This is a genomic window from Oscillospiraceae bacterium (assembly GCA_022483045.1).
Classification (GTDB): domain Bacteria; phylum Bacillota; class Clostridia; order Oscillospirales; family Acutalibacteraceae; genus Caproicibacterium.
In genome coordinates, this window is the sequence record JAKVOA010000002.1 from 56,616 (window position 1) to 75,486 (window position 18,871).

At 56.0% G+C, this 18,871-nt stretch carries 21 protein-coding genes; 9 read left to right on the plus strand and 12 right to left on the minus strand.

The features are described 5' to 3' along the window. Window positions 1–70: 70 nt before the first annotated feature. Window positions 71–1,450 (minus strand): 23S rRNA (uracil(1939)-C(5))-methyltransferase RlmD, encoded by a 1,380-nt coding sequence (gene rlmD / locus LKE53_09015; GenBank protein ID MCH3972880.1) that lies wholly within the window; start codon window positions 1,448–1,450, stop codon window positions 71–73. A gap of 369 nt (window positions 1,451–1,819) precedes the next feature. Continuing rightward, window positions 1,820–2,365, minus strand: coding sequence for a GNAT family N-acetyltransferase (locus LKE53_09020; GenBank protein MCH3972881.1), 546 nt, complete (start codon window positions 2,363–2,365; stop codon window positions 1,820–1,822). 89 nt (window positions 2,366–2,454) lie between these two features. On the opposite strand from LKE53_09020, the gene LKE53_09025 reads away from it, so the two are divergent. The 3 genes from LKE53_09025 to LKE53_09035 are packed head-to-tail and all read left to right on the plus strand — an operon-like array spanning window position 2,455 to window position 4,676. Continuing rightward, window positions 2,455–3,120, plus strand: coding sequence for a UDP-N-acetylglucosamine pyrophosphorylase (locus tag LKE53_09025; protein MCH3972882.1), 666 nt, complete (start codon window positions 2,455–2,457; stop codon window positions 3,118–3,120). 3 nt (window positions 3,121–3,123) lie between these two features. Then, the gene (locus LKE53_09030) at window positions 3,124–3,804 is read left to right on the plus strand and encodes an HAD family hydrolase (protein ID MCH3972883.1); all 681 of its coding nucleotides are present in this window, start codon (window positions 3,124–3,126) and stop codon (window positions 3,802–3,804) included. Further along, window positions 3,801–4,676 carry an aromatic acid exporter family protein gene (locus tag LKE53_09035; GenBank protein MCH3972884.1) on the plus strand — a complete coding sequence of 292 codons (876 nt, stop codon included), beginning with the start codon at window positions 3,801–3,803 and terminating at the stop codon, window positions 4,674–4,676. Before LKE53_09030 ends, LKE53_09035 begins: the two co-directional genes overlap by 4 nt. A 52-nt stretch (window positions 4,677–4,728) precedes the next feature. Here the strand turns inward: LKE53_09035 and LKE53_09040 are convergent, their stop codons facing one another. Next, the gene (locus tag LKE53_09040; GenBank protein MCH3972885.1) at window positions 4,729–5,067 is read right to left on the minus strand and encodes a hypothetical protein; all 339 of its coding nucleotides are present in this window, start codon (window positions 5,065–5,067) and stop codon (window positions 4,729–4,731) included. 79 nt (window positions 5,068–5,146) lie between these two features. On the opposite strand from LKE53_09040, the gene LKE53_09045 reads away from it, so the two are divergent. Then, window positions 5,147–5,317, plus strand: a complete 171-nt coding sequence (locus LKE53_09045; protein ID MCH3972886.1) for a hypothetical protein — start codon at window positions 5,147–5,149, stop codon at window positions 5,315–5,317. A gap of 64 nt (window positions 5,318–5,381) precedes the next feature. On the opposite strand, the gene mtnA is transcribed toward LKE53_09045, so the two are convergent. The 9 genes from mtnA to LKE53_09090 form a co-directional block, all read right to left on the minus strand. Beyond that, window positions 5,382–6,431 (minus strand): S-methyl-5-thioribose-1-phosphate isomerase, encoded by a 1,050-nt coding sequence (gene mtnA, locus LKE53_09050; GenBank protein ID MCH3972887.1) that lies wholly within the window; start codon window positions 6,429–6,431, stop codon window positions 5,382–5,384. 45 nt (window positions 6,432–6,476) lie between these two features. Beyond that, the gene (locus tag LKE53_09055; GenBank protein MCH3972888.1) at window positions 6,477–7,238 is read right to left on the minus strand and encodes a FadR family transcriptional regulator; all 762 of its coding nucleotides are present in this window, start codon (window positions 7,236–7,238) and stop codon (window positions 6,477–6,479) included. A gap of 224 nt (window positions 7,239–7,462) precedes the next feature. Further along, window positions 7,463–7,720 (minus strand): HPr family phosphocarrier protein, encoded by a 258-nt coding sequence (locus LKE53_09060; protein ID MCH3972889.1) that lies wholly within the window; start codon window positions 7,718–7,720, stop codon window positions 7,463–7,465. Window positions 7,721–7,801: 81 nt separating this feature from the next. Further along, window positions 7,802–8,365 (minus strand): phosphatase PAP2 family protein, encoded by a 564-nt coding sequence (locus tag LKE53_09065; GenBank protein ID MCH3972890.1) that lies wholly within the window; start codon window positions 8,363–8,365, stop codon window positions 7,802–7,804. 11 nt (window positions 8,366–8,376) lie between these two features. Further along, complete coding sequence (locus tag LKE53_09070; GenBank protein ID MCH3972891.1) at window positions 8,377–8,850, minus strand: small multi-drug export protein; 474 nt, start codon at window positions 8,848–8,850, stop codon at window positions 8,377–8,379. A gap of 355 nt (window positions 8,851–9,205) precedes the next feature. Then, window positions 9,206–10,342, minus strand: a complete 1,137-nt coding sequence (nagA, locus tag LKE53_09075) for an N-acetylglucosamine-6-phosphate deacetylase (protein ID MCH3972892.1) — start codon at window positions 10,340–10,342, stop codon at window positions 9,206–9,208. 3 nt (window positions 10,343–10,345) lie between these two features. Next, entirely contained in the window at window positions 10,346–11,095 is a 750-nt protein-coding gene (gene nagB, locus LKE53_09080; protein ID MCH3972893.1) for a glucosamine-6-phosphate deaminase, read from the minus strand. 35 nt (window positions 11,096–11,130) lie between these two features. Further along, window positions 11,131–12,237 (minus strand): aminoglycoside phosphotransferase family protein, encoded by a 1,107-nt coding sequence (locus LKE53_09085; protein ID MCH3972894.1) that lies wholly within the window; start codon window positions 12,235–12,237, stop codon window positions 11,131–11,133. Then, complete coding sequence (locus tag LKE53_09090; protein ID MCH3972895.1) at window positions 12,230–13,168, minus strand: nucleotidyltransferase; 939 nt, start codon at window positions 13,166–13,168, stop codon at window positions 12,230–12,232. Before LKE53_09090 ends, LKE53_09085 begins: the two co-directional genes overlap by 8 nt. Before the next feature lie 156 nt (window positions 13,169–13,324). Between LKE53_09090 and LKE53_09095 the strand changes: the two genes are divergently transcribed. The 5 genes from LKE53_09095 (at window position 13,325) to LKE53_09115 (ending at window position 18,842) form a co-directional block, all read left to right on the plus strand. Next, a complete protein-coding gene (locus LKE53_09095) occupies window positions 13,325–14,236 on the plus strand; it encodes an AraC family transcriptional regulator (protein ID MCH3972896.1) in 912 nt (303 codons plus the stop codon). Window positions 14,237–14,303: 67 nt separating this feature from the next. Continuing rightward, entirely contained in the window at window positions 14,304–14,720 is a 417-nt protein-coding gene (locus tag LKE53_09100; protein MCH3972897.1) for a PaaI family thioesterase, read from the plus strand. Window positions 14,721–14,988: 268 nt separating this feature from the next. Next, window positions 14,989–16,356, plus strand: a complete 1,368-nt coding sequence (locus tag LKE53_09105) for an MBOAT family protein (protein ID MCH3972898.1) — start codon at window positions 14,989–14,991, stop codon at window positions 16,354–16,356. Between the two features lie 14 nt (window positions 16,357–16,370). Further along, complete coding sequence (locus tag LKE53_09110; GenBank protein ID MCH3972899.1) at window positions 16,371–17,354, plus strand: hypothetical protein; 984 nt, start codon at window positions 16,371–16,373, stop codon at window positions 17,352–17,354. Window positions 17,355–17,759: 405 nt separating this feature from the next. Beyond that, a complete protein-coding gene (locus LKE53_09115; protein MCH3972900.1) occupies window positions 17,760–18,842 on the plus strand; it encodes a glycosyl hydrolase 53 family protein in 1,083 nt (360 codons plus the stop codon). Window positions 18,843–18,871: the final 29 nt, after the last annotated feature.

The following is an 18,871-nucleotide window of genomic DNA, read 5'->3' on the forward strand; positions in this document are numbered from 1 at the left end:
GGCTTGCTCCGGTCAGCCGAATGAGTCATCAACCCCGCAAGCGCCTTGGAATCAAGCCTTTCTTGACTTATCAGTCTTTTACCCTTGACATCAATGCTACGCACTCAACATGCGCCGTGCGCGGAAAGAGGTCGACCGGCACTGCACGGCAAAGTGCATAGCCCTCCTGGGCAAAGGTCTTAAGGTCGCGGGCAAGCGTTGCCGGGTCGCACGAAACATAGACAATGCGCTGCGGCGCCATCTGCGCCGCTGTGTGCACGAGCACCGGCCCACAGCCCTTGCGCGGCGGGTCCAGCACGATAACGTCCGGGGAAAGGCCCTTTTCACGCAGGCGGGCCGCCGCCTGTGCCGCGTCGCCGCAGAAAAATTCGGCATTTTTAATGCCGTTGCAGGCCGCATTCCGGCGGGCATCGGCAACCGCGGCGGGCACCACCTCCACGCCGATGACGTGCCCGGCGTTTTTCGCCATGGAAAGGCCGATGGTCCCTGTACCGCAGTACAAATCCAGCAGGGTTTCCTTGCCCGTCAGGCCAGCAAAGCGGCCTGCAATGCCGTAAAGCACCTCTGCCTGGGCGCGGTTGACCTGGTAAAAGCTGTTTGGCGAAATAGAAAACCGCAGGCCGCACAGGGTATCCGTCAGGGCGGGGGCGCCCCACAACGTGCGGTTCTTTTCCCCTAAAATCACATTGGTGCGGCGGCGGTTTGTGTTGAGCAGCACCCCCGCAAGGCCCGGCACCTGCTGCTGCAGCAGGCGGACCAGCAGCTCTTCCTCAGAGACTGCGCCGCCGTTTACCACCAGGCACACCAGCACCTCGCCGCCTGACATGGCCTCGCGCAGATACAAATGCCGCAGCAGGCCCTTCCCGGTTTTTTCGTCATAGACGCTGTCGCGCGCCTTTTGGTACCACGCCTGCACCGCATGAACCGCCTTGGTAAACGACTCTGGCTGCAGCAGGCAGTCGCCGCAGGGAATAATCCGGTGGCTGTGCGGCGCGTAAAACCCAGCCGTCAGGCCGCCGTCCGGCGCTAGGCCCAGCGGGAACTGAGCCTTGTTGCGGTAGCGCTGCGGATCCTGCGCCGGCACAATTGATTCTACCAACTGCGGCGGCAGCCCGCCGATACGGCCGATGGCGTCGCGCACACGCTGTTCTTTGGCGCGGCACTCCGCCGCGTAGGTGATGTGCCGGAAGACACAGCCCCCGCAGCGCGGAAACTGCGGACAGTCCGGCGCTGTGCGGTCCGGCGAGGGCGAGAGAATTTCTTCTATTTTTCCGTACGCATATGTTTTTTCAGTCTTTAAAATACGCACCCGCAGTACGTCCCCCGCGGCAGCGCCCGGCACAAACACCGCGGCCCCCTGGCAGCGGCCCACACCGCGGCCCTCTGCGGTATAGCCGGTAACAGTGAGTGGAATGCAATCGTTTTTTTGAAATGCCAGTTTTCTTTCCATAGTTCCTCCATGGCCCGGTGGTGCTTTCTGCGGGCAGTCCGATAGTTGATTGTATCACATTGCGGGCAGCAAAAAAAGCACTGCCCTTTTTTGCCGAAAAAACGCCTGTAACTTTTCACGAAATCTCGATGCAATTTTTTCGGCTTTTATACAACAGGTAGATTCTGCACTTTTCCGGCAGAAATCGATTGACAAAAATCGTTTTCAACACTACAATGTACCTGTACTCAAGAGAAACACAAGGTACAGTAAATCATTGGCAATAAGCTTCGCGGCTAGTAAGCCGCAACCTTTTCAATACAACTCCTCCCCAAAAGGCAAGGTAACGAGAAATCGGAACCTTGTCTTTTATTTTGTCTGGAGGTTTTTTTATTTCACTGCACCGCCACACAGCAAAGCCTCGTAACAGAAAAAGCGCCCCGCATACCCGGGGTAGGCAATGTCACCCACATGCGAAAAGCCGCAGCGCACAAACAGGCGCCGCATGTGCAGGTTTTGCTCAATGGTATCGCTGCGCAGGCTCTCGCAGCCCATGCGGCGGGCAAGTGCCTCTGCCCCGCACAGCATAGCTTCCCCAACGCCGCTGCCACGCGCGCCGCGCGCTACGGCAAAGCGATGCACCACAGCAAAGCTTTCGGCGCTCCAGTCCACCCACGCATAGGGCAGCGCGGCGTTTCGGTCCAGCGCAAACATTCCGTTCACGCCGGCATCCTCTGAAACATACAAATTTCCCGCAGCGAGGTCCTGTACAAAGACTTCGCGGGCGGGATATTTTTGATTCCACTGGCGAACACCCTCCTGACGCATGGTCTCTATCGCCTGTGTGGTAATCTCCATCACGCGCGGCAGGTCTTTTCCTTGTGCTCTGCGAATCATGTGCGGTGTGCCCCCTTTTTGTACCCATTCTTTTTTCATTATACTTCTTCCTTTTTTCATTGTCTATTGACCTGCCCCCGCTTTCTTTCTATAATAAAAAGATAGCGACAAGAAAAGGAAGGAAAATTATGCACACAGAATTAACGATTCAGAAACTTTATGATTTGACCCATACAGCCGCGGCCCCCCTGCTGGGCTCCTGCAACTACCCGTGGGAAGTCCTGCCAAAAATCCACGACTTCATTTTGCAGCTGGGTGCCACTCTTTCCAAAGAGGAATACGAACAGCGCGGCGAAAACATCTGGATTGCAAAAAGCGCAAAAATTTACCCCAATAACTACATTGCCGGGCCTTGCATTATCGGGCCGAAAACAGAAGTGCGCCCCGGGGCTTTTATCCGCGGCAACGCCCTGGTGGGCGAAAACTGCGTGGTCGGCAACTCAACCGAACTAAAGAATGTCATCCTTTTTGACAACGTGCAGGTGCCGCACTACAACTATGTCGGCGACTCTATTCTGGGCTTTCACGCACACATGGGCGCGGGCTCCATCACGAGCAACGTCAAGTCCGACAAGGCTCTGGTCGTGGTACATGCGGCAGAGGACCTGCCCACAGGGCTGAAAAAATTTGGTGCCATGCTGGGCGACTATGTCGAAGTGGGCTGCAACAGCGTGCTCAACCCCGGCACCGTCATCGGCCGAAACTGCACCGTCTACCCCACCAGTTCGGTACGCGGCTTCGTACCCGAAAGTTCTATTTACAAAGCAAAAGGGAACCTCGTAAAGAAGGTGTAAATTTTGTATCAGGCCTGTATTTTTGACTTGGACGGCACCCTGGCAAACACCCTGTACTCGATTGCCGGCTTTGGCAACCGGGCGCTGCGCGCATGCGGCTACCCCGAAATTCCTGCGGAGCATTATCGCCGCATCGTGGGCAACGGCGTGGTAGTGCAGCTGCGCCGCATGATGAATACCGTGCGCCCCAACGGCTGGAGCCAGGAAGAAATGCTGAAAGTGCGCCGCCTTTACGACCGTTTCTATGAGGCAGACCCGCTTGCGGGAATTGTCGGCTACCCCGGCATGCCGGAACTGCTAAAAGAGCTGCAGAAGCGCGGGATAAAATCCGGTGTTCTTTCCAATAAACCCGACAACTGCGTACAGCCGATTATCGCCGGGCTTTTCCCCGCGGGCACCTTTGCTGCCATTCGTGGTCAGCGCGCGGGCGTGCCCTGCAAGCCCGACCCGCAGGGCGCTCTGCTTTTGGCAGAAGAACTGGGCGCTGCCCCCAAAGACTGCCTGTATATCGGCGACACCAACACCGACATGCAGACCGGTGCCGCCGCCGGCATGGATACCGTGGGCGTGCTGTGGGGCTTTCGTGACCGCGCTGAGCTGAGCGCCGCACATGCGAAATTTATTGCTGCTGCCCCCGCGGAGATTCTTTCCATTCTGCTGCGCAGCCGGTCAGAGTCCGCATGAGGGCGCGCACCGCGCACAAGCTGCGCAGCCGGGTTCACCTGGGCCTGCGGATTATTAAAACGGGCATTGCCGTTACCCTGTGCCTGGTAATATATGACACGCTGAAACTGCCGCAGGCTTTTGTCGCGGTGGTCACGGCAATCCTCAGCATGGGGCCGAGCATCGACCACTCGATCCGCGCCGGCAAAGACTCGCTGCTGGCCGCGGCGATAGGGGCTGTTATCGGCGCGCTGGCTTACCATGTTTCGCCGCAGAACCCCGGCCTGTGCGGTATGGGGATTATTTTAGTCATCTTTTTGTGCCAAACTCTGCGGCTGCGCCACGGCACCCTGATGGCTTCGTTTATGTTTGTCATGGTCATGCTGCACCAAGAGGCCGCCGGCACAATCTGGACAGTCGGCTGGTGCCTGCTGGCGGCGTGCCTGGGCATTATCATTGCGCTGGCGGTCAACCTGCTGATTCTGCCGCCGAACTATTCGCAGAGCATCCTGCAGAAAGACCGGCAGATTTACGCCATGCTCTGCAACGCCGCCCGCGCCTGTGAAGACCGCACCGCTTCGCCGGACTTAGAGGCTATCCAGGTGGAACTGCACCGGCTGGAGCGCGACATTCGGCTGTATGTTTCGGAATGGAAAATCTTTCGCAACCAAGACAGCGCTGTCTTTGAAATTGCGCGCAGAGTCGTTTCTTATCGGGAAATTTTAACGGACCTGTGGGCGATTGACCGGCTGGACAAAGCCTTTTCCAGTGAAACGGCCACGGTCTTTGCCTATCATATCAACCGCTCCAACGCGCTGCTGGCCTCGCTGCGCCCTGCCCTGCCGCAGGAGCCGCCCCAAGCGGCGGCCGCAGACAATATACCGAAAAAATAAAAGGAGCAGGCAAATCGGAAAAAGCTTTCCGGTATGTCTGCTTTTTTTGCGTTTATTGATCCGTTTTTTCTGTGGGCGCGCCGGCTTCTGTACAGGAAGCGGAAAACGCGCGGGCGCTTTCGTTCGCGCTGTCTTTGGTCTTCTGCAGGCACAGCTGATACTGCTCCTCCAGCCAAGCGACCGCGGCATCATAGCCGGCGGCGTCCTTTGCAAATTCTTTTTGATTGACCGGCGTACTGCGGGCCATACACAAAAGGCCATACCAAACGGTGACGACAATCTCCTCCCCTGTCGCATCAAAGCGGTAATTAAAGGGAAGCAGGCTGCCGGTGTAGTAGTTGCTGTTCACGGTAAAATAATCTGTTTTCGGCAGACCAAAACGATTTTCCATATTTTTCTCCTGTTCATCAAAAGGCGCGGGTGCCGCATTTTCCACTGGCCGCATAGAATAAAGCGGAGGTGTTGCACCAATGGAAACAAAAGTATACAACTGCATGGACCCAAAAGAGAATCCCCTGCCCGAATGGATGCGTCTGAAAAAGGCCGAAGACGTGCCGTCCCCTGAGCTGGACCCGGTCGAGGCCTTTAAGCGGGACCCCGACTCCTTTTTCCCAAACCTGACCGGCGCAAAAAACAAATAGAAGCACTGCTCAAAAAGGCACGGCCCGCAAAAGACGGCGGCCGTGCCTTTTTATGCGGCGGCTTTTACTTTTGCAGCAGCCGGCGCAGATTTTCTGTATATGGCGGGCGTACAATGCCCTTTTCCGTGACGATTGCCGTGATGTTTTCGTGCGGGGTCACGTCAAAGGCGGGGTTATAGGTTTTTACGCCTTTGGGCGCGGTCCACACGCCAAAGCGGCAGGTAATCTCTTTCGAGTCGCGCTCTTCGATGGGGATTTCTTTTCCGGTAGCGGTAGTGAGGTCAATGCTGGGCGTCGGAGCCGCAATGTACATGGGAATCCCGAAGTACTTTGCCAGAATGGAAACCCCCATGGTGCCGATTTTGTTGGCAGTGTCGCCGTTGGCCGCAATGCGGTCGCAGCCGACAATGACCGCGTCAATTTTGCCCTGTGACATGACCATGGCGGCCATATTGTCGGTAATGACGGTTACGTCAATGCCCGCCTTAAAGAGCTCTAGGGCTGTCAGGGTAGAGCCCTGCAGCCGCGGGCGCGTTTCGTCTGAAAAGACGCGCAGGTGCCAGCCCTTTTCCTGTGCCAGGTACATGGGGGAAGTGGCGGTGCCATACATGGAAGTCGCCAGCTGACCGGCGTTGCAGTGGGTCAAAAGGCCCATGCCGTCGTGCAGAAGCGGCATAAAGTTTTCGCCGATCTGCCGGCAGATATGGATATCGTCCCGGTGAATCTGCTTTGCCTTTTCGCGCAGCGTCTTTTTGACCTGCGGCACCGGCTGCTCACGGGCAGAAAGGGCCGTTTTCTGCATCTGCCGCAGCGCCCAGGAAAGGTTGACCGCTGTGGGCCGCGAAGAATTGAGGTACGCCGCCTGCTGCTGCAAGACCGTATAAAAAGCATCAAAGCTGTCTTCCGGCGCATCTTTAATCCCGAAATACAGGCCGTAGGCAGCGGTCACGCCAATTGCCGGTGCGCCACGCACCACCATATCCTGTATCGCGTGCCACACGCCCCCGCTGGTATTGTATTTAAGATAAGTAATTTCATTAGGCAGCTTTCTCTGGTCCAGCAGCACCAGCTGGTCCTCGCTGTCGTTCCAGGTTATTGCTAAAAGTCCTGCCATTTGTGTATGCCGCCTTTCTGCGCTTTTGGGAAAACCCGTTTTCTGTCAGACCTTGCCGGCAGCCCGCTCTCTGTCTCTTTCTCTTTCGTTGGCAGCATTTACAAACGGAATATGCTCATCGACGATTTCAAAGTGGTCAGACATGGCGCGGCATGCACCCATGCGGTCGTGGTTTTTAATGCAGGTGACCATATTTTCGTGAATACGCTGCAGGCGCTTGGCCTCCATTGGGTTAGCAGTGATATTTTGGCGCAGGTCCTTGATAAACAGATCTGTTACATCGGACAAGGCCTGCAGAATGGAAAAAATCAGCCGGTTGCCGGAGGCCAGAGAAATGACATAGTGGAGCCGCTGGTCAAGGATGGCTTTTTCCTCCGGGTCTTCACTGGCCGCCATCGCCGAAACGATTGCCTCAAGTGAGCGAATCTGCTGGTGCGTAATGTTGTCGACAGCAAGGAAAATAGCCTGCTGCTCCAGCCCGCGCCGCAGCTCACTGAGCTGGCGGTAATCGATCTCCTGCAGCAAAAACATCAAAGACAAAGACTCGAACAGGCTCTTTTGAAAATTGCCGGAAATATAGTTGCCGGCGCCTTGTGCGCTGGTCACCGCGCCCAAGACCTCTAAAATACGCAGCGCCTCGCGTACAGAGTTGCGGCTGACCCCAAGCATCTCGGCCAGCTCGCGCTCGGGAGGCAGTTTTTCGCCCTGCTTTAAGCTGCCGCACAAAATCTGCTTTTTTATATAGGCAATGACGCTTTCATACGCCTTTTCTGACTTTTCTGTACGTTCTTCATTTTCTTCTTTCAACTTTCCGCCCCCGCTGGGCCGCACCCAAAACTTGCCTGATTTTTTCTGCACAGGCGCGGCCGCCGTCAATCATGCTGTTTCTATCGTAACATAAAAAGGGGAAGTGTGCAATCTTCTGCAAGCGAAAAAATTTCTGTTTTTCGCACAAAAAAGCCGTTTGCTTTTATGTAAAGAGAAAGGCAAACGGCTTTTGGGACATACCGAACCAAAGGGTCCGGGTTTTTTTACAGATTCTTTTCGCAGAAGGCTTTTACGGTTTCGCTGTCCGCCTTTTCGCTGTCGCCCTCGACTGTAAAGACGATTTCGTCGCCTTTTTTCACACCGAGGCCCATCACGGCAAAGATGCGCTTTGCATCGGCTTTATGGCCCTGCTTCTCCATTTGTACTGTAGAAGCGCAACCCTGTGCGCACTTTACCAAAAGGCCGGCCGGGCGGGCATGAAGGCCCTGGGGATCTGTAATGGTATAGGTAAATGTTGTCATAACTACTCACTCCTGTTCTAAAATTTCTATTGAATTCAGTATAACAAATTCAGCATAAAGAATCAATCGTACACTTCATTTTCATTCTTTTTTTATTGCCGAGGTCTTGCGGGGCAGGCGCAGATACTTTTCGCCGCAGCAGAAAACCGCTGTGCCCACCGCCGCACCAAGCAGCAGACCGCACAGGACATCGCTGGGAAAATGCACGTAGAGATACAGCCGCGAAAAGCCGATGAGCAGCGCCGCCGGCACAGCCGCCCACGCAAATTTTCGGTTTGTCAGCGTAAGCACCGCCGCGGCCGCGGCCGCGGTTAGCGCATGGCCAGAGGGAAACGAGTACCCCCGCGGCATGGGCAGCAGAAGCACAGTGCCAGGGTCAAGCCAACAGGGGCGCGGGCGGGCAACAAGCGGCTTGAGCACCGCATTGCCCAAAAGCGCCCCCGCCGCTAAGCTGAGCAGCAAAAGCAAGCCCTGTACACGGTACTTTTTCGTACACAGCAGCAGAAGCCCCGCCAAAATCCACAGCATACCGAAATTGCCCAGCCACGAGGCCGCCAGCATGACCGTGTCAAGCCACCGGCAGGAAAGCGTGCTGCGAATCAGATGAAGAAGCGACCAGTCTGTGTTTACAATCCAAGTACCCATGCTGCCTCCTTTTAATGAAAGAAGAGAGTCCCCACACCGTAAGTAACAAAGGCGACAATGGCCCCCGCGGCAATAACCCCCAAGAGGATGGACGGAAACGCCTTTTTCAGCGGCATATCTAAAATAGAGGCCACCAAGGCGCCGGTCCAGGCGCCGGTGCCCGGCAGCGGAATGGCCACCAGAACAAACAGGCCCCAAAATGCGTATTTCTGTACGGTATCTGATTTCTTTTCTGCTCGGGCTTCCAGCCGGTTTACCAAAGAGGCAAAGCGGCCTTTTTTCTTTTTCAGCCACGCAAAAATGCGGCGGATAAACAGAATAATAAACGGCACCGGCACCATGTTGCCGATAATCGACACCAAAATGGCGACCCACAGATTCAGCCCATTTGCCACGGCAATGGGAATTGCCCCGCGCAGCTCGACGACCGGCACCATAGAGATGAGAAACGTCATAAAGATCTTACCGATAAAGCTATTCCACATAATCTGTTACCATGCTCCTTTAAAGCAGGAAGCACCTACGCCCCTGCCGCCTGTGTTTTCGCAGAAAAGGCAGTACAGAATACCTTTCCCGCGCCCTTGTGTTCCATTTCCGGCTGCCAAAAAGGGCGCCGGTGCTCTGCGGCGGCTTCTTTTACAGTTTTCCGCCCGGCAGCCCAAATAACCGACAGAAAACCTGCCAGTATTCGGAAACGCACGAGGCCGCAAAAGCAAAAGAGCTTATTCGCCGCCGGGGGTAATCTTCTTTATTATACCGGCTCGGCCGCAAAGTTGCAAATCTTTCCTGCGGGGACAAAAAAAGCCGCGGGCAAAAAAAGCCGCGGTTTCCTTCTGTACTTCAGTTTTTCAGCTGGAAAAGCCTGCCGCCCTGCATGACAAAGCGCAGGTTCCAGTCTTTGTCGAACACCGTCAGGTCGGCCCGCCTGCCGGGAGCAATGCTGCCAATGCGCCCCGCCTGCCCGATTTCCCGCGCCGGGTTGATGGTCGCGGACTTGATGACCTGCTTGACCGGGACGCCGAAAGCAATCAGGTTTTTTACCTCCTGGAGCATGTCGGTTGTAGAGCCGGCAATGGTGCCGTCTTTCAGGTAGGCGCGGTGCTCCCGCACATAAACCGGCTGGCCGCCCAGCTCTGAAAGGCCGTCCGGCATACCGGCCGCGCGCATGGAGTCGCTGATAATGATCGTGCGGTCCTCGCCCAAAAGACGGAATGCCAGCCGCAGCACCGCCGGGTGGATATGGAATCCGTCGCAAATCAGCTCGGCCGACACGCTGCTGCTGTCAAACACGGCACCCACTGCGCCGGGGCAGCGGTGGTGCAGGCCCTCCATGGCGTTAAACAGGTGCGTCACATGGGTGACGCCGCGCGAAAAAGCCTCTGCAGTCTGTGCGTAATCTGCCATGCTGTGTGCAAGCGACACTTTACAGAAAGGGCTGACATGCTCGATAAAGGCGCCGCCACCCGCGCACTCGGGCGCCATATCCACCAGCTTGACAATGCCGCCGCAGCCCCGGTACAGCCGCTCAAACTCCTGCCAATCGGGCACACGCACATTTTCAAGCTTTTGTGCGCCGCGCCGCTCGGGCGAAATATACGGGCCCTCCATATTTGCCCCGCAGACAGCCGCCCCCTGCAGCGGCTGCTGCATACAGTCACGGATATTGGCAAGCTCGCGCTCTATCTGCGCAAGCGGCACCGACATGGTCGTGGGGCAAAACGAAGTGACCCCTTTGTGCAGAAGCCGCGCCGACATGGTCTCGAGCGCCTGCCGGGTTGCGTCACCGGTGTCTGCCCCCGCGCAGCCGTGGATATGAATATCGACAAAGCCGGGGGCCACCCGGCAGCCGGTCAAATCCAGCGTTTCGTCCCCGGCAAGACACGGGGCCAGCTTTTCAATCTTTCCGCCGCATACAGAAAGGTCGCTGTGCACGAGGTCAAACTTTTCATTAAATACTTCTGCATTTTTCAGAATCATCTTTTATTCCCCTTCTGGGTGCTTTTCGTGAATAACCTGCATGGCCGCGCTGTCGGCGACAACGGTCAGGTCGGGGTGCAGCTGCAAAATAGACGCCGGCACAGTGGAAGTCACCGGCCCATACAGCGCTTTCTCTAAAATCTCTGCCTTTTTGCTGCCGCTGACAATCAGCAGAATCTTTTTTGCCTGCATAATGGCCCGAATCCCCATGGTCACGGCGTACCGCGGCACGTCGTCAATGCTGTGGAAAAAGCGGGAATTATCCCGAATGGTATTGGGCATCAGTGCCACCCGATGTGTCATTTTGCGAAAGCTCTCGCCCGGCTCATTAAAGCCGATATGCCCGGTGTCGCCCAGGCCCAAAAGCTGCAGGTCAATGCCGCCTAATTCCGCAATGAGCCGGTCGTACTTTTTGCAGTCGGCATCAAAGTCCTGTGAAAGGCCGCTTGGCACATGGGTCTTTTCCGGGCAGATATTGATGTGCGAAAAGAAATTGTGATTCATGTAGTAGCGGTAGCTCTGCGGGTTTTCCGGCGCAAGGCCGCAGTATTCGTCTAGGTTGACGCTGGTGACGCCGCTAAAGTCGACATCCCCTTTTTTGTACCAGTCAATCAGCTGACTGTAAACGCCCAGCGGCGTAGAGCCAGTGGCAAGGCCCAGCACGCTGCGCGGAAACAGAATGACCTGCGCCGAAAGGATATTTGCCGCCTTGCGGCTCATGGCCTGGTAATCCTCCGCCTCTATCAGTTTCATCTATGATTTTACCTCTTTCCCTCATCCTTTAAAAATCAGGTGCGCGCCGCTTTTTCAGTAATGCTGCACATGCGGCTCCACTTTTTCTCCATATCGGCGACCAGCATCATCTGCGTGCGGCAACGCTCTAGATTGTGCAGCGGGTGGGAAACCCGGAAGTAGGTGTCGCCCTGCAGAAAGTCCGTCAAAAAGCGCGTGCCGCACTCCAATGTCATCAGCTTTGCGCCAAGCGGCAGGGTGCGCACCTCTTCCGGGGTAAGGATACTGCCGGCGCTTTCCAGAAACCCGCGGGCAAACACCTCGAAAAGCGGCAGGCTGAGAGAGACTTTGGAAAGGTCGGTTTCGTCCTCCAGCGCGGTGCTCGCGCCAAAGCGAATGCAGTCGCCGAAGTCATAGTGCACAAGCCCCGGCATCACCGTGTCAAGGTCGATAATGCACAGTGCCTCGCTTGTTTTGCTGTCGAGCAGGATATTGTTGAGCTTTGTGTCGTTGTGCGTGACCCGCAGGGGCAGTCTGCCGGCGGCCAGCAGGTCTGTCAGCAGCGGCGCGTCCTTTTCGTGCGTCAGATAAAACGCAATTTCGGGCTGTGCCGCCGCGGCACGGCCAAGCTTGTCCTCTTTCAGTGCGCGGTGCAGCGCCGCGTAGCGGCTGGGCGTATCGTGAAAGTGCGGAATGGTCTCGTGCAGGCGCTCTGCCGGGTAGCCGGAAAGCTGCATTTGAAAGTGGCCGAACGCACAGGCGACTGTATAGAAATCGTGCGGGCTTTTGACCAAGTCATACGAAACGGTGCCCTCGACAAACGGATAGCACCGCCAGCAGCCGCCGTCTGCGGCGCGGTAATAGGGCCGGCCCGCCCGTGTGGAAAAGACAGTAAGGGTGCCGCGCTGCGGGTCGCCGCCCTCTTTTTCGATAACCTCTTTCAGATACGCGGTAACGCCCGTGATGTTTTCCATGAGGCCGTCTACATCGGGAAAAACTTCTGTATTGATTTTTTGCAGAATATAGCGAATGCGCTGCCCGCCGCTGCGAAAAATGGCACAGTAGGTTTCATTGATGTGTCCGCTGCCGTAGCGGCCCACCGAAACACACGTGCCTGTAAACGGAAACGCCGCGATCACTTCTGTAAGAATTGCGTCAGTCATTGGCAGAGTCCCCCCACAGATGTTCCGGGTAGCGCCCCGCTACGACAAAGCTGCAGATAGCTTTCTGCACCGTGGGCTTATCGGCGCGGTAGGTCACGCCGTACCAGCGGTCCTGCGAACGAAATACGGTAACATCTGCCCGGCCCGCCTGCAGCAGCGAATTGACAACAGAGGGCAGAAAGTACTCGCTTTTCAGCGGATTTTTGACCGCCTCGGTGTCGAGGAAAGGTGGGAACCCCTTTTCCAGTTCCTGTAAAAATCCGGGCGTAAAGCCCCACAGATTCATAGAGACTGTGCTGTCCCCCGGCAGCGCGTGCCAGGTGGCGCCGTTGTCCTCTGTATAGGCAGGGCCGGCGGAGCGCTTTTCAATGCGGGTGCGCTCGTGCACATCGGCAAGGAAGCCGTCTTTTACCGTACAGATGCCGCGGGCCACGTGGCCAAAGTCGGTCAGCGTATTCTGTAAAAGGTACCCAACCATGCTGTACTGGTATTTTTCGGTATCTTGCGCGGTGCTGCACCAGCGGTACATCATCTCAAAAGCCTGCGGGCCGTAGTAGTCGTCGGCATTGATGACAGCAAAGGGCGCGTCGATTTTTCCCCGGCAGGCCAGCAGCGCGTGGGCGGTGCCCCACGGTTTCTGCCGTCCCTGCGGCACTGCGTAGCCCGCCGGCAGGTCGCCGAGCTGCTGGTAAACATAGGTTACGTCCATCAGGCGGGCAAGACGGGTGCCGATGCGCTCTTTAAAATCGTGCTCAATTTCTTTTTTGATGATGCAGACAACGCGCCGAAAACCGGCGCGGTAGGCGTCGTAAAGCGAATAGTCAATGATGATTTCGCCGTGCATGCCCACGGGGTCTATCTGCTTGGGCCCGCCGTAGCGGCTGCCCATGCCGGCCGCCATAATCACCAGAATCGGTTCTCTGTTTTTCATTTTGTACAGGCTCCTTTTCAAAAGGTCTTATGCTTTACCTACAGAATAGCACACCGTTTTGGGGCTGTACAGGCGTGAAAACGGATGTTTTTTGCATTATTGCAGATTGTTTTGGCGGCTGTTTTCTGTTATACTAAAAAAGGAGGCGTGCTGAAAATGGATTTCCAGTATACAAAATTGCAGGACCGCCTGACCGTAGAAGAAATTGTAACCGTCCATTACTTTGAATATACGCGTGACTTCTTTTTCCCGGGTGAGACACACGACTTCTGGGAATTTGTGTATGTCGACAAAGGGGAAGTCACCATTACCCAGGGCTCGCGCACCGCTGCCCTGCACCGCGGGGACATCGCCTTTCACCAACCCATGGAGTTTCACAACCTGCGCGCAAGCGGCGAGACCGCGCCCGACCTAGCGGTTGTGTCCTTTGTATGCCGCAGCCCGGCCATGGATTTTTTCCGCGGGCGCATTCTGCAGGCCGGCAACAGCGAGCGCGACTGCATTTCGCAGCTGATTGCCGAAGCACACAGCGCCTTTCTGCCCCCGCTGGATGACCCCTCGACCCGCGGTATGCAGCAGCGCAGCCCCGAGCTGGTCTTTGGTGCGCAGCAGATGCTGCGCATTACACTGGAGCGGCTGCTGCTGCAGCTGGTGCGCGGGCAATGTGCCGGCAGCCGGCCGCAGCCGCTGTCTACCCGGCACGCGGCACACGACGAACAGGACATTGTCAACCAGGTCATTCTGTACATGGAGGAGCACTGCTGCGAAAAGCTTTCTCTAGACGCCATCTGCCAAGCAAACTCTATAGGCCGCTCGCACCTGCAAAAGCTGTTTCACGCGCGCATGGGCTGCGGCATTATCGCCTATTTCCGCCGCATTAAGGCCGAGACCGCAAAGCAGCTGCTGCGCACCGGCAGCTGTACGGTAGAGGAAATTGCCGACCAGCTGGGCTACACCGGCAGCGCCTACTTTTCCCGCGACTTTAAGCAGTGCACGGGCATGACCCCCACCGAGTACAGCACCTCGGCCAAGCTGCGTACAGCCCTGTACCAAAAGCCGCACCGGTAATGGAAATCCCTATCCAATTTCTTGTGTCATAAGTTACAAAATTTTAATATTATTCAGGGGGACAAAATTGAAAAACGACGATTTATCAAATGACCTTTCAGAGTTCTTGCGAAAAGACCCGTTTATGGAGTACAATCATATACAAGTTGATGTTGTCGGCACGCAGTGCACCAGGCTGCACGCCGACCTGGTGCCCGAGTCGATGAATCCGCACGGCATTTCTCACGGCGGCCTGCTGTACACCTTGGCAGACTGCGCCGCGGGCATTACCGCCCGGGCAGACGGGCGCGACTATGTCACCCAAAACGCCAGTATGAATTTTCTGCGCAACGTGCGCAGCGGCAGCGTCTTTGCAAAAAGCACGCTGCTCAAGCGCGGCAGGCGCGTGGTCGTGGTGCATGTGGAGATTCTCGACCAGGGCGGCACGCTGCTGGCCGACGCTGTGGTCAACATGATGCAGGTGACCGTTCCGCCCGAAAAATAAAGCACCTTTCAATTCTTTTTCTTTCGCTCTACACATACTTTTCACTTTATGAGGATTAAATAGAAGTTGGGCAGGGCATACGGCAGGCGCCGCCCTGCCCTTTTTTACACAGTACCCAAAAGCTGCCCCAAACAAAAAGCCGCTGGGAAAGGGGGCCGTCTCAATTTCTATTTCTTCTATAAAATATCTTCTTTTCCTTGCGGCCTTTGCCCTACTGTACCGCGTGCTGCCGCGCCGGGCGGGCCGGTATGCTCTGCTGGCCGCCTGTATGCTGTACTATCTTTCGTGGGTGCCGGCGGCGCTGCCGGTTTTGCTGGCGGTGACGGGCGTGTCTTACTTTGGCGGGCTGGCCCTGCAAAAGCGGCAGGAAACACAGAAAAGCACGCGTACCCTGTTTGTCTTTTTCCTGCTGTTTACACTCTCTTTTTTGCTGGTGTGCAAATACACGGCGTTTTTCGCCCGGTGTGTGCAGCATGTGCTGCAGTTTGCCGGCAGCAAAGATACGATAGCGATTCCCTCAATGCTGCTGCCGGTGGGCATTTCCTTCTTTACGCTGCAGGCGGTGTCGTACCTTGCAGATGTAAGAAGCGGCAAACTGCCTGCCGAAACCAATTTTATAACCTATCTGCTCTTTATGAGCTTTTTCCCCTCGGTCACTTCCGGACCAATCAGCCGCGCGCCGGATCTGCTGCCGCAGCTGCGCGAAAAGCAGACGGCACACTACAGCGCCGTAAAGCACGGGCTGGTGCGCATTTTGTGGGGGCTTTTTCTCAAGCTGGTCATCGCCGACCGCATTTCCCCGTGGGTCGGCCTGATTTACGGCAAGCCGGGCACCTACGCCGGCTGGCCCATGTGGAGCGCCGTGCTGCTGTACGGCTTTGAAATCTACACCGACTTTGCGGGCTATACGCACATTGCGTGCGGCGCGGCCATGCTTTTTGGCATTCGCCTGCCCGAAAACTTTGACCTGCCCTATCTTTCCAGAAGCGTACGCGAATTTTGGCGGCGCTGGCACATGTCCTTTTCCTTTTGGCTGCGCGACTATGTTTATATTCCGCTGGGGGGCAGCCGCTGCTCGAAAAAGCGGAAGTACGCCAATGTCATGGCGACTTTTGCCGTAAGCGGCCTGTGGCACGGCGCGGGCCTCAACTACCTGACCTGGGGGCTGCTGCACGGCGCGTACCAGGTGGCGGGCGGGGTGCTTGCCCCGGTGCGCAAAAAGGCCTGCCAAAAGCTGCACCTCAAAGAGAACAACGCGCTGCGGGTGGTTTTCAGTACGGTGTTCACCTTTGCCCTTGTCGACTTTGCGTGGATCTTTTTCCGCTGTGACACCCTTGCCGGTGCAGGTGCGGTGATTGCCGCGCTGGGCGGAAAAAGCTCCCTGCACTTTTTTCAGCTGCTGCACGATTCCTTTACAAACGGCGCCCCCGGCTTTTGGCTGGTTGTCGGCTGCATTGCGCTTTTGACAGTGCTGGCCTGTGTGCAGTACCGCTGCGGCAGCCTGTACAAAAAGTGGCTTGCGCTGAAAGCGCCGGTGCAGTGGGCCACGCTTTTGCTTTTGTTTCTGGTGGTCAGTATCTGCGGCGTCTATGGGCCTGCCTATAGCGCGCAGTCATTCATTTATGCGATGTTTTAAAGGAGGAAACCGCTGTGGAAAAGAAAAAGAAACGCCGCCGCGCGGCGGGAATTCTCTCTCTGGTGCTGTGCGCCACCCTGCTGCTGGGGTTTGCAAACCGATACTATGTCTATAAAAACCATTACACCGACCTGCAGCAGGCGCTGTATACCTCTGACGAAAACAGCTACTCGGTTTTGTTTGCCGGCGGCAGCCATATGAGCGGCGCCATTAAGCCCGCTGTGCTGAAAAGCAGCTGCGGTATCAGCAGCTTTAACCTGGCCACTGGCGGGCAGGAGCTGTACGTGACCTACTACCTTTTGAAAGAAGCCCTGAAGCGGCAAAAACCAAAAATTGTAGTACTGGATGTGTACTACGCAATGAGTCAATCCGAGTACGGCGACGAAAGCTTTACGCACTATGTGCTGGACTCTATGCGCTTGGGGCAAAACAAAATCAGCGCCATTGAAGAGAGCGTAACGTCAAGCGACCGTGCGGCCTACTACTTTCCGCTGCTGCTCTACCACAGCCGATGGAGCGACTTTTCAGAAGTTGCACAGGACTGGAGCAAATACACCGGCACCTACAGCGGCGACTACGGATTTTTCGGCGGCACCAATACATACGGCAAAGCCATGACCTACACGAATTGGGATTACGCAGCCTGCACGGCCCTTGCGGCAAAGCAGGAAACGTACCTGCAGAAGTTTTTCCAGCTTGCAAAAGAGGAAAACTTCCAGCTGTTGCTGGTAAACTTCCCGTATGAAATGAACAGCACAGAGCTGACCCAGTGGGCCGGCGATGCCCCCGGAAAAATCAACCAAATCAAAAAAGAGGCCGCCGCGGCCAATGTGCCGTTTTTAGACCTGAATACCACCCAGATGATGCAGACCATGAACTTTGACTTTGCCACCATGATGAACAACGCTTCTCATGTAAACAGCAGCGGCGCGGACATCGTTTCAAAGTATATCGGGGATTACCTGAACGGAAACAGCTCGCAGCCGCTGACCGCCTGAGAAACTGCAGACGCGGCTCTTTGGGTAGTTTTTTGTGTACGGTATATTCATACAAAAACAGGCAGAAGGCCCGCGGAAGCAAAGCTGCTTTCGTGGGCTTTTATCGTGCAGACAGCGGGTGCTCTTTCCACACGGATTTGCCCCCCTGCGCCTGCCGGTTCTTTTTATCCGCTGCCTGAGGCGGCCGGAAAACCCGGCCGCTTTTTGCTGCCCAAAACAGATTTTTCCTTAAAAGCCGCACCCGATTGGCAAAGCCCTCTGCGTACGGTTTGTGTTTCTGTATTGCGGGCCGCCTTTCAAACAATCCATTTTATCTTGACTCTGTATGCAAATATGATATACTATTTTCAGTAAATAATTTATCTAAAATTTAATAAAAATTTTCTACGAAAGGTGATTCATAAAATGGAGTTCATCAAAGGCGCCGATCTTTCCATGTTCCCAGAGCTGGAGCAGGCGGGCGCGGTCTATTATGACCACGGAAAGCAAAAAGACCTGCTCCGCATTCTCGGGGTGTACGGAATCAACGCGGTCCGCCTGCGGCTGTGGAACAACCCGTACGACGAAAACGGCCGCCCCTACGGCGGCGGAACCAACGACTTTGCACGGACAGCAGCAATGGCAAAGCGCATTCGCGCCGCAGGTATGCAGTTTTTCTTAGATATTCATTACAGCGACTTTTGGACCGACCCCGCAAAACAGCGAAAGCCCAAGGCGTGGGAAAAGCTTTCTGGTACACAGCTGGCCAGTGCAGTTTACAACTACACCGCGCAGGTGCTGCTAAAGCTGCGTGAACAGGGCGTGCCGCCGGATATGATACAGATCGGCAATGAGCTGACCAACGGCTTTTTGTGGCCGGACGGCAGGCTGGCAGATGGGCAGCAGAATTTCCACGCGATGTGCCAGCTGCTGAAAGCCGGGCTGACCGCCGCGCGTGAAGATAACCCCGCGCGGCCGATTGTGCTGCACCTGGACAACGGCGGAAACCACGCGCTGTACCGCGGCTGGTTTGACCACGCCAAAGAAGAAGCCCTGGATTTCGACATAATCGGCCTGTCCTACTACCCGTACTGGCACGGCACGCTGGCCGACCTGAAAGCAAATATCGACGATATCAGCGCACGCTACGGAAAAGACATTTTGATTATGGAAACTTCTTTAGGCTTTACAGACAAAAAGACCGACGCGGCCGGGATTTTCAATGAAGAGCTGGCCAAAGCGACCCCTTACGGCGCTTCGCCGCAGGGGCAGGCGGACTTCCTGCGGGATTTGATTCAGGTTATCCGCCACGTACCAAACGGCCGCGGCAAAGGCTTCTTTTACTGGGAGCCGGCATGGCTGCCCCTGCCGGGCGTAACGTGGACCACCAAAGCCGGCAAAGCCTATATTCACGACACCACCCCTGAGGGTAACTCGTGGAGCAGCCAGGCGCTGTTTGACTTTGCGGGCAACGCCCTGCCGGCCTTAGAGGCCGTAAAAAAAGCATAAAAAAGCATCTCTTCCCTGCGGAAGACATG

What these genes read in the sequence shown, in the direction of transcription:
- nagB (MCH3972893.1), bottom strand. Translation starts at nt 11,095, where the DNA reads ATGAAACTGATAGAGGCGGAGGATTACCAGGCCATGAGCCGCAAGGCG.
- LKE53_09045 (MCH3972886.1), top strand. Translation starts at nt 5,147, where the DNA reads ATGGAAACAAAAGTATACAACTGCATGGACCCAAAAGAGAATCCCCTG.
- nagA (MCH3972892.1), bottom strand. Translation starts at nt 10,342, where the DNA reads ATGATTCTGAAAAATGCAGAAGTATTTAATGAAAAGTTTGACCTCGTG.
- LKE53_09060 (MCH3972889.1), bottom strand. Translation starts at nt 7,720, where the DNA reads ATGACAACATTTACCTATACCATTACAGATCCCCAGGGCCTTCATGCC.
- LKE53_09115 (MCH3972900.1), top strand. Translation starts at nt 17,760, where the DNA reads ATGGAGTTCATCAAAGGCGCCGATCTTTCCATGTTCCCAGAGCTGGAG.
- LKE53_09105 (MCH3972898.1), top strand. Translation starts at nt 14,989, where the DNA reads ATGCTGTACTATCTTTCGTGGGTGCCGGCGGCGCTGCCGGTTTTGCTG.
- mtnA (MCH3972887.1), bottom strand. Translation starts at nt 6,431, where the DNA reads ATGGCAGGACTTTTAGCAATAACCTGGAACGACAGCGAGGACCAGCTG.
- LKE53_09085 (MCH3972894.1), bottom strand. Translation starts at nt 12,237, where the DNA reads ATGACTGACGCAATTCTTACAGAAGTGATCGCGGCGTTTCCGTTTACA.
- LKE53_09020 (MCH3972881.1), bottom strand. Translation starts at nt 2,365, where the DNA reads ATGAAAAAAGAATGGGTACAAAAAGGGGGCACACCGCACATGATTCGC.
- LKE53_09090 (MCH3972895.1), bottom strand. Translation starts at nt 13,168, where the DNA reads ATGAAAAACAGAGAACCGATTCTGGTGATTATGGCGGCCGGCATGGGC.
- LKE53_09040 (MCH3972885.1), bottom strand. Translation starts at nt 5,067, where the DNA reads ATGGAAAATCGTTTTGGTCTGCCGAAAACAGATTATTTTACCGTGAAC.
- LKE53_09095 (MCH3972896.1), top strand. Translation starts at nt 13,325, where the DNA reads ATGGATTTCCAGTATACAAAATTGCAGGACCGCCTGACCGTAGAAGAA.
- LKE53_09065 (MCH3972890.1), bottom strand. Translation starts at nt 8,365, where the DNA reads ATGGGTACTTGGATTGTAAACACAGACTGGTCGCTTCTTCATCTGATT.
- LKE53_09025 (MCH3972882.1), top strand. Translation starts at nt 2,455, where the DNA reads ATGCACACAGAATTAACGATTCAGAAACTTTATGATTTGACCCATACA.
- LKE53_09035 (MCH3972884.1), top strand. Translation starts at nt 3,801, where the DNA reads ATGAGGGCGCGCACCGCGCACAAGCTGCGCAGCCGGGTTCACCTGGGC.
- rlmD (MCH3972880.1), bottom strand. Translation starts at nt 1,450, where the DNA reads ATGGAAAGAAAACTGGCATTTCAAAAAAACGATTGCATTCCACTCACT.
- LKE53_09070 (MCH3972891.1), bottom strand. Translation starts at nt 8,850, where the DNA reads ATGTGGAATAGCTTTATCGGTAAGATCTTTATGACGTTTCTCATCTCT.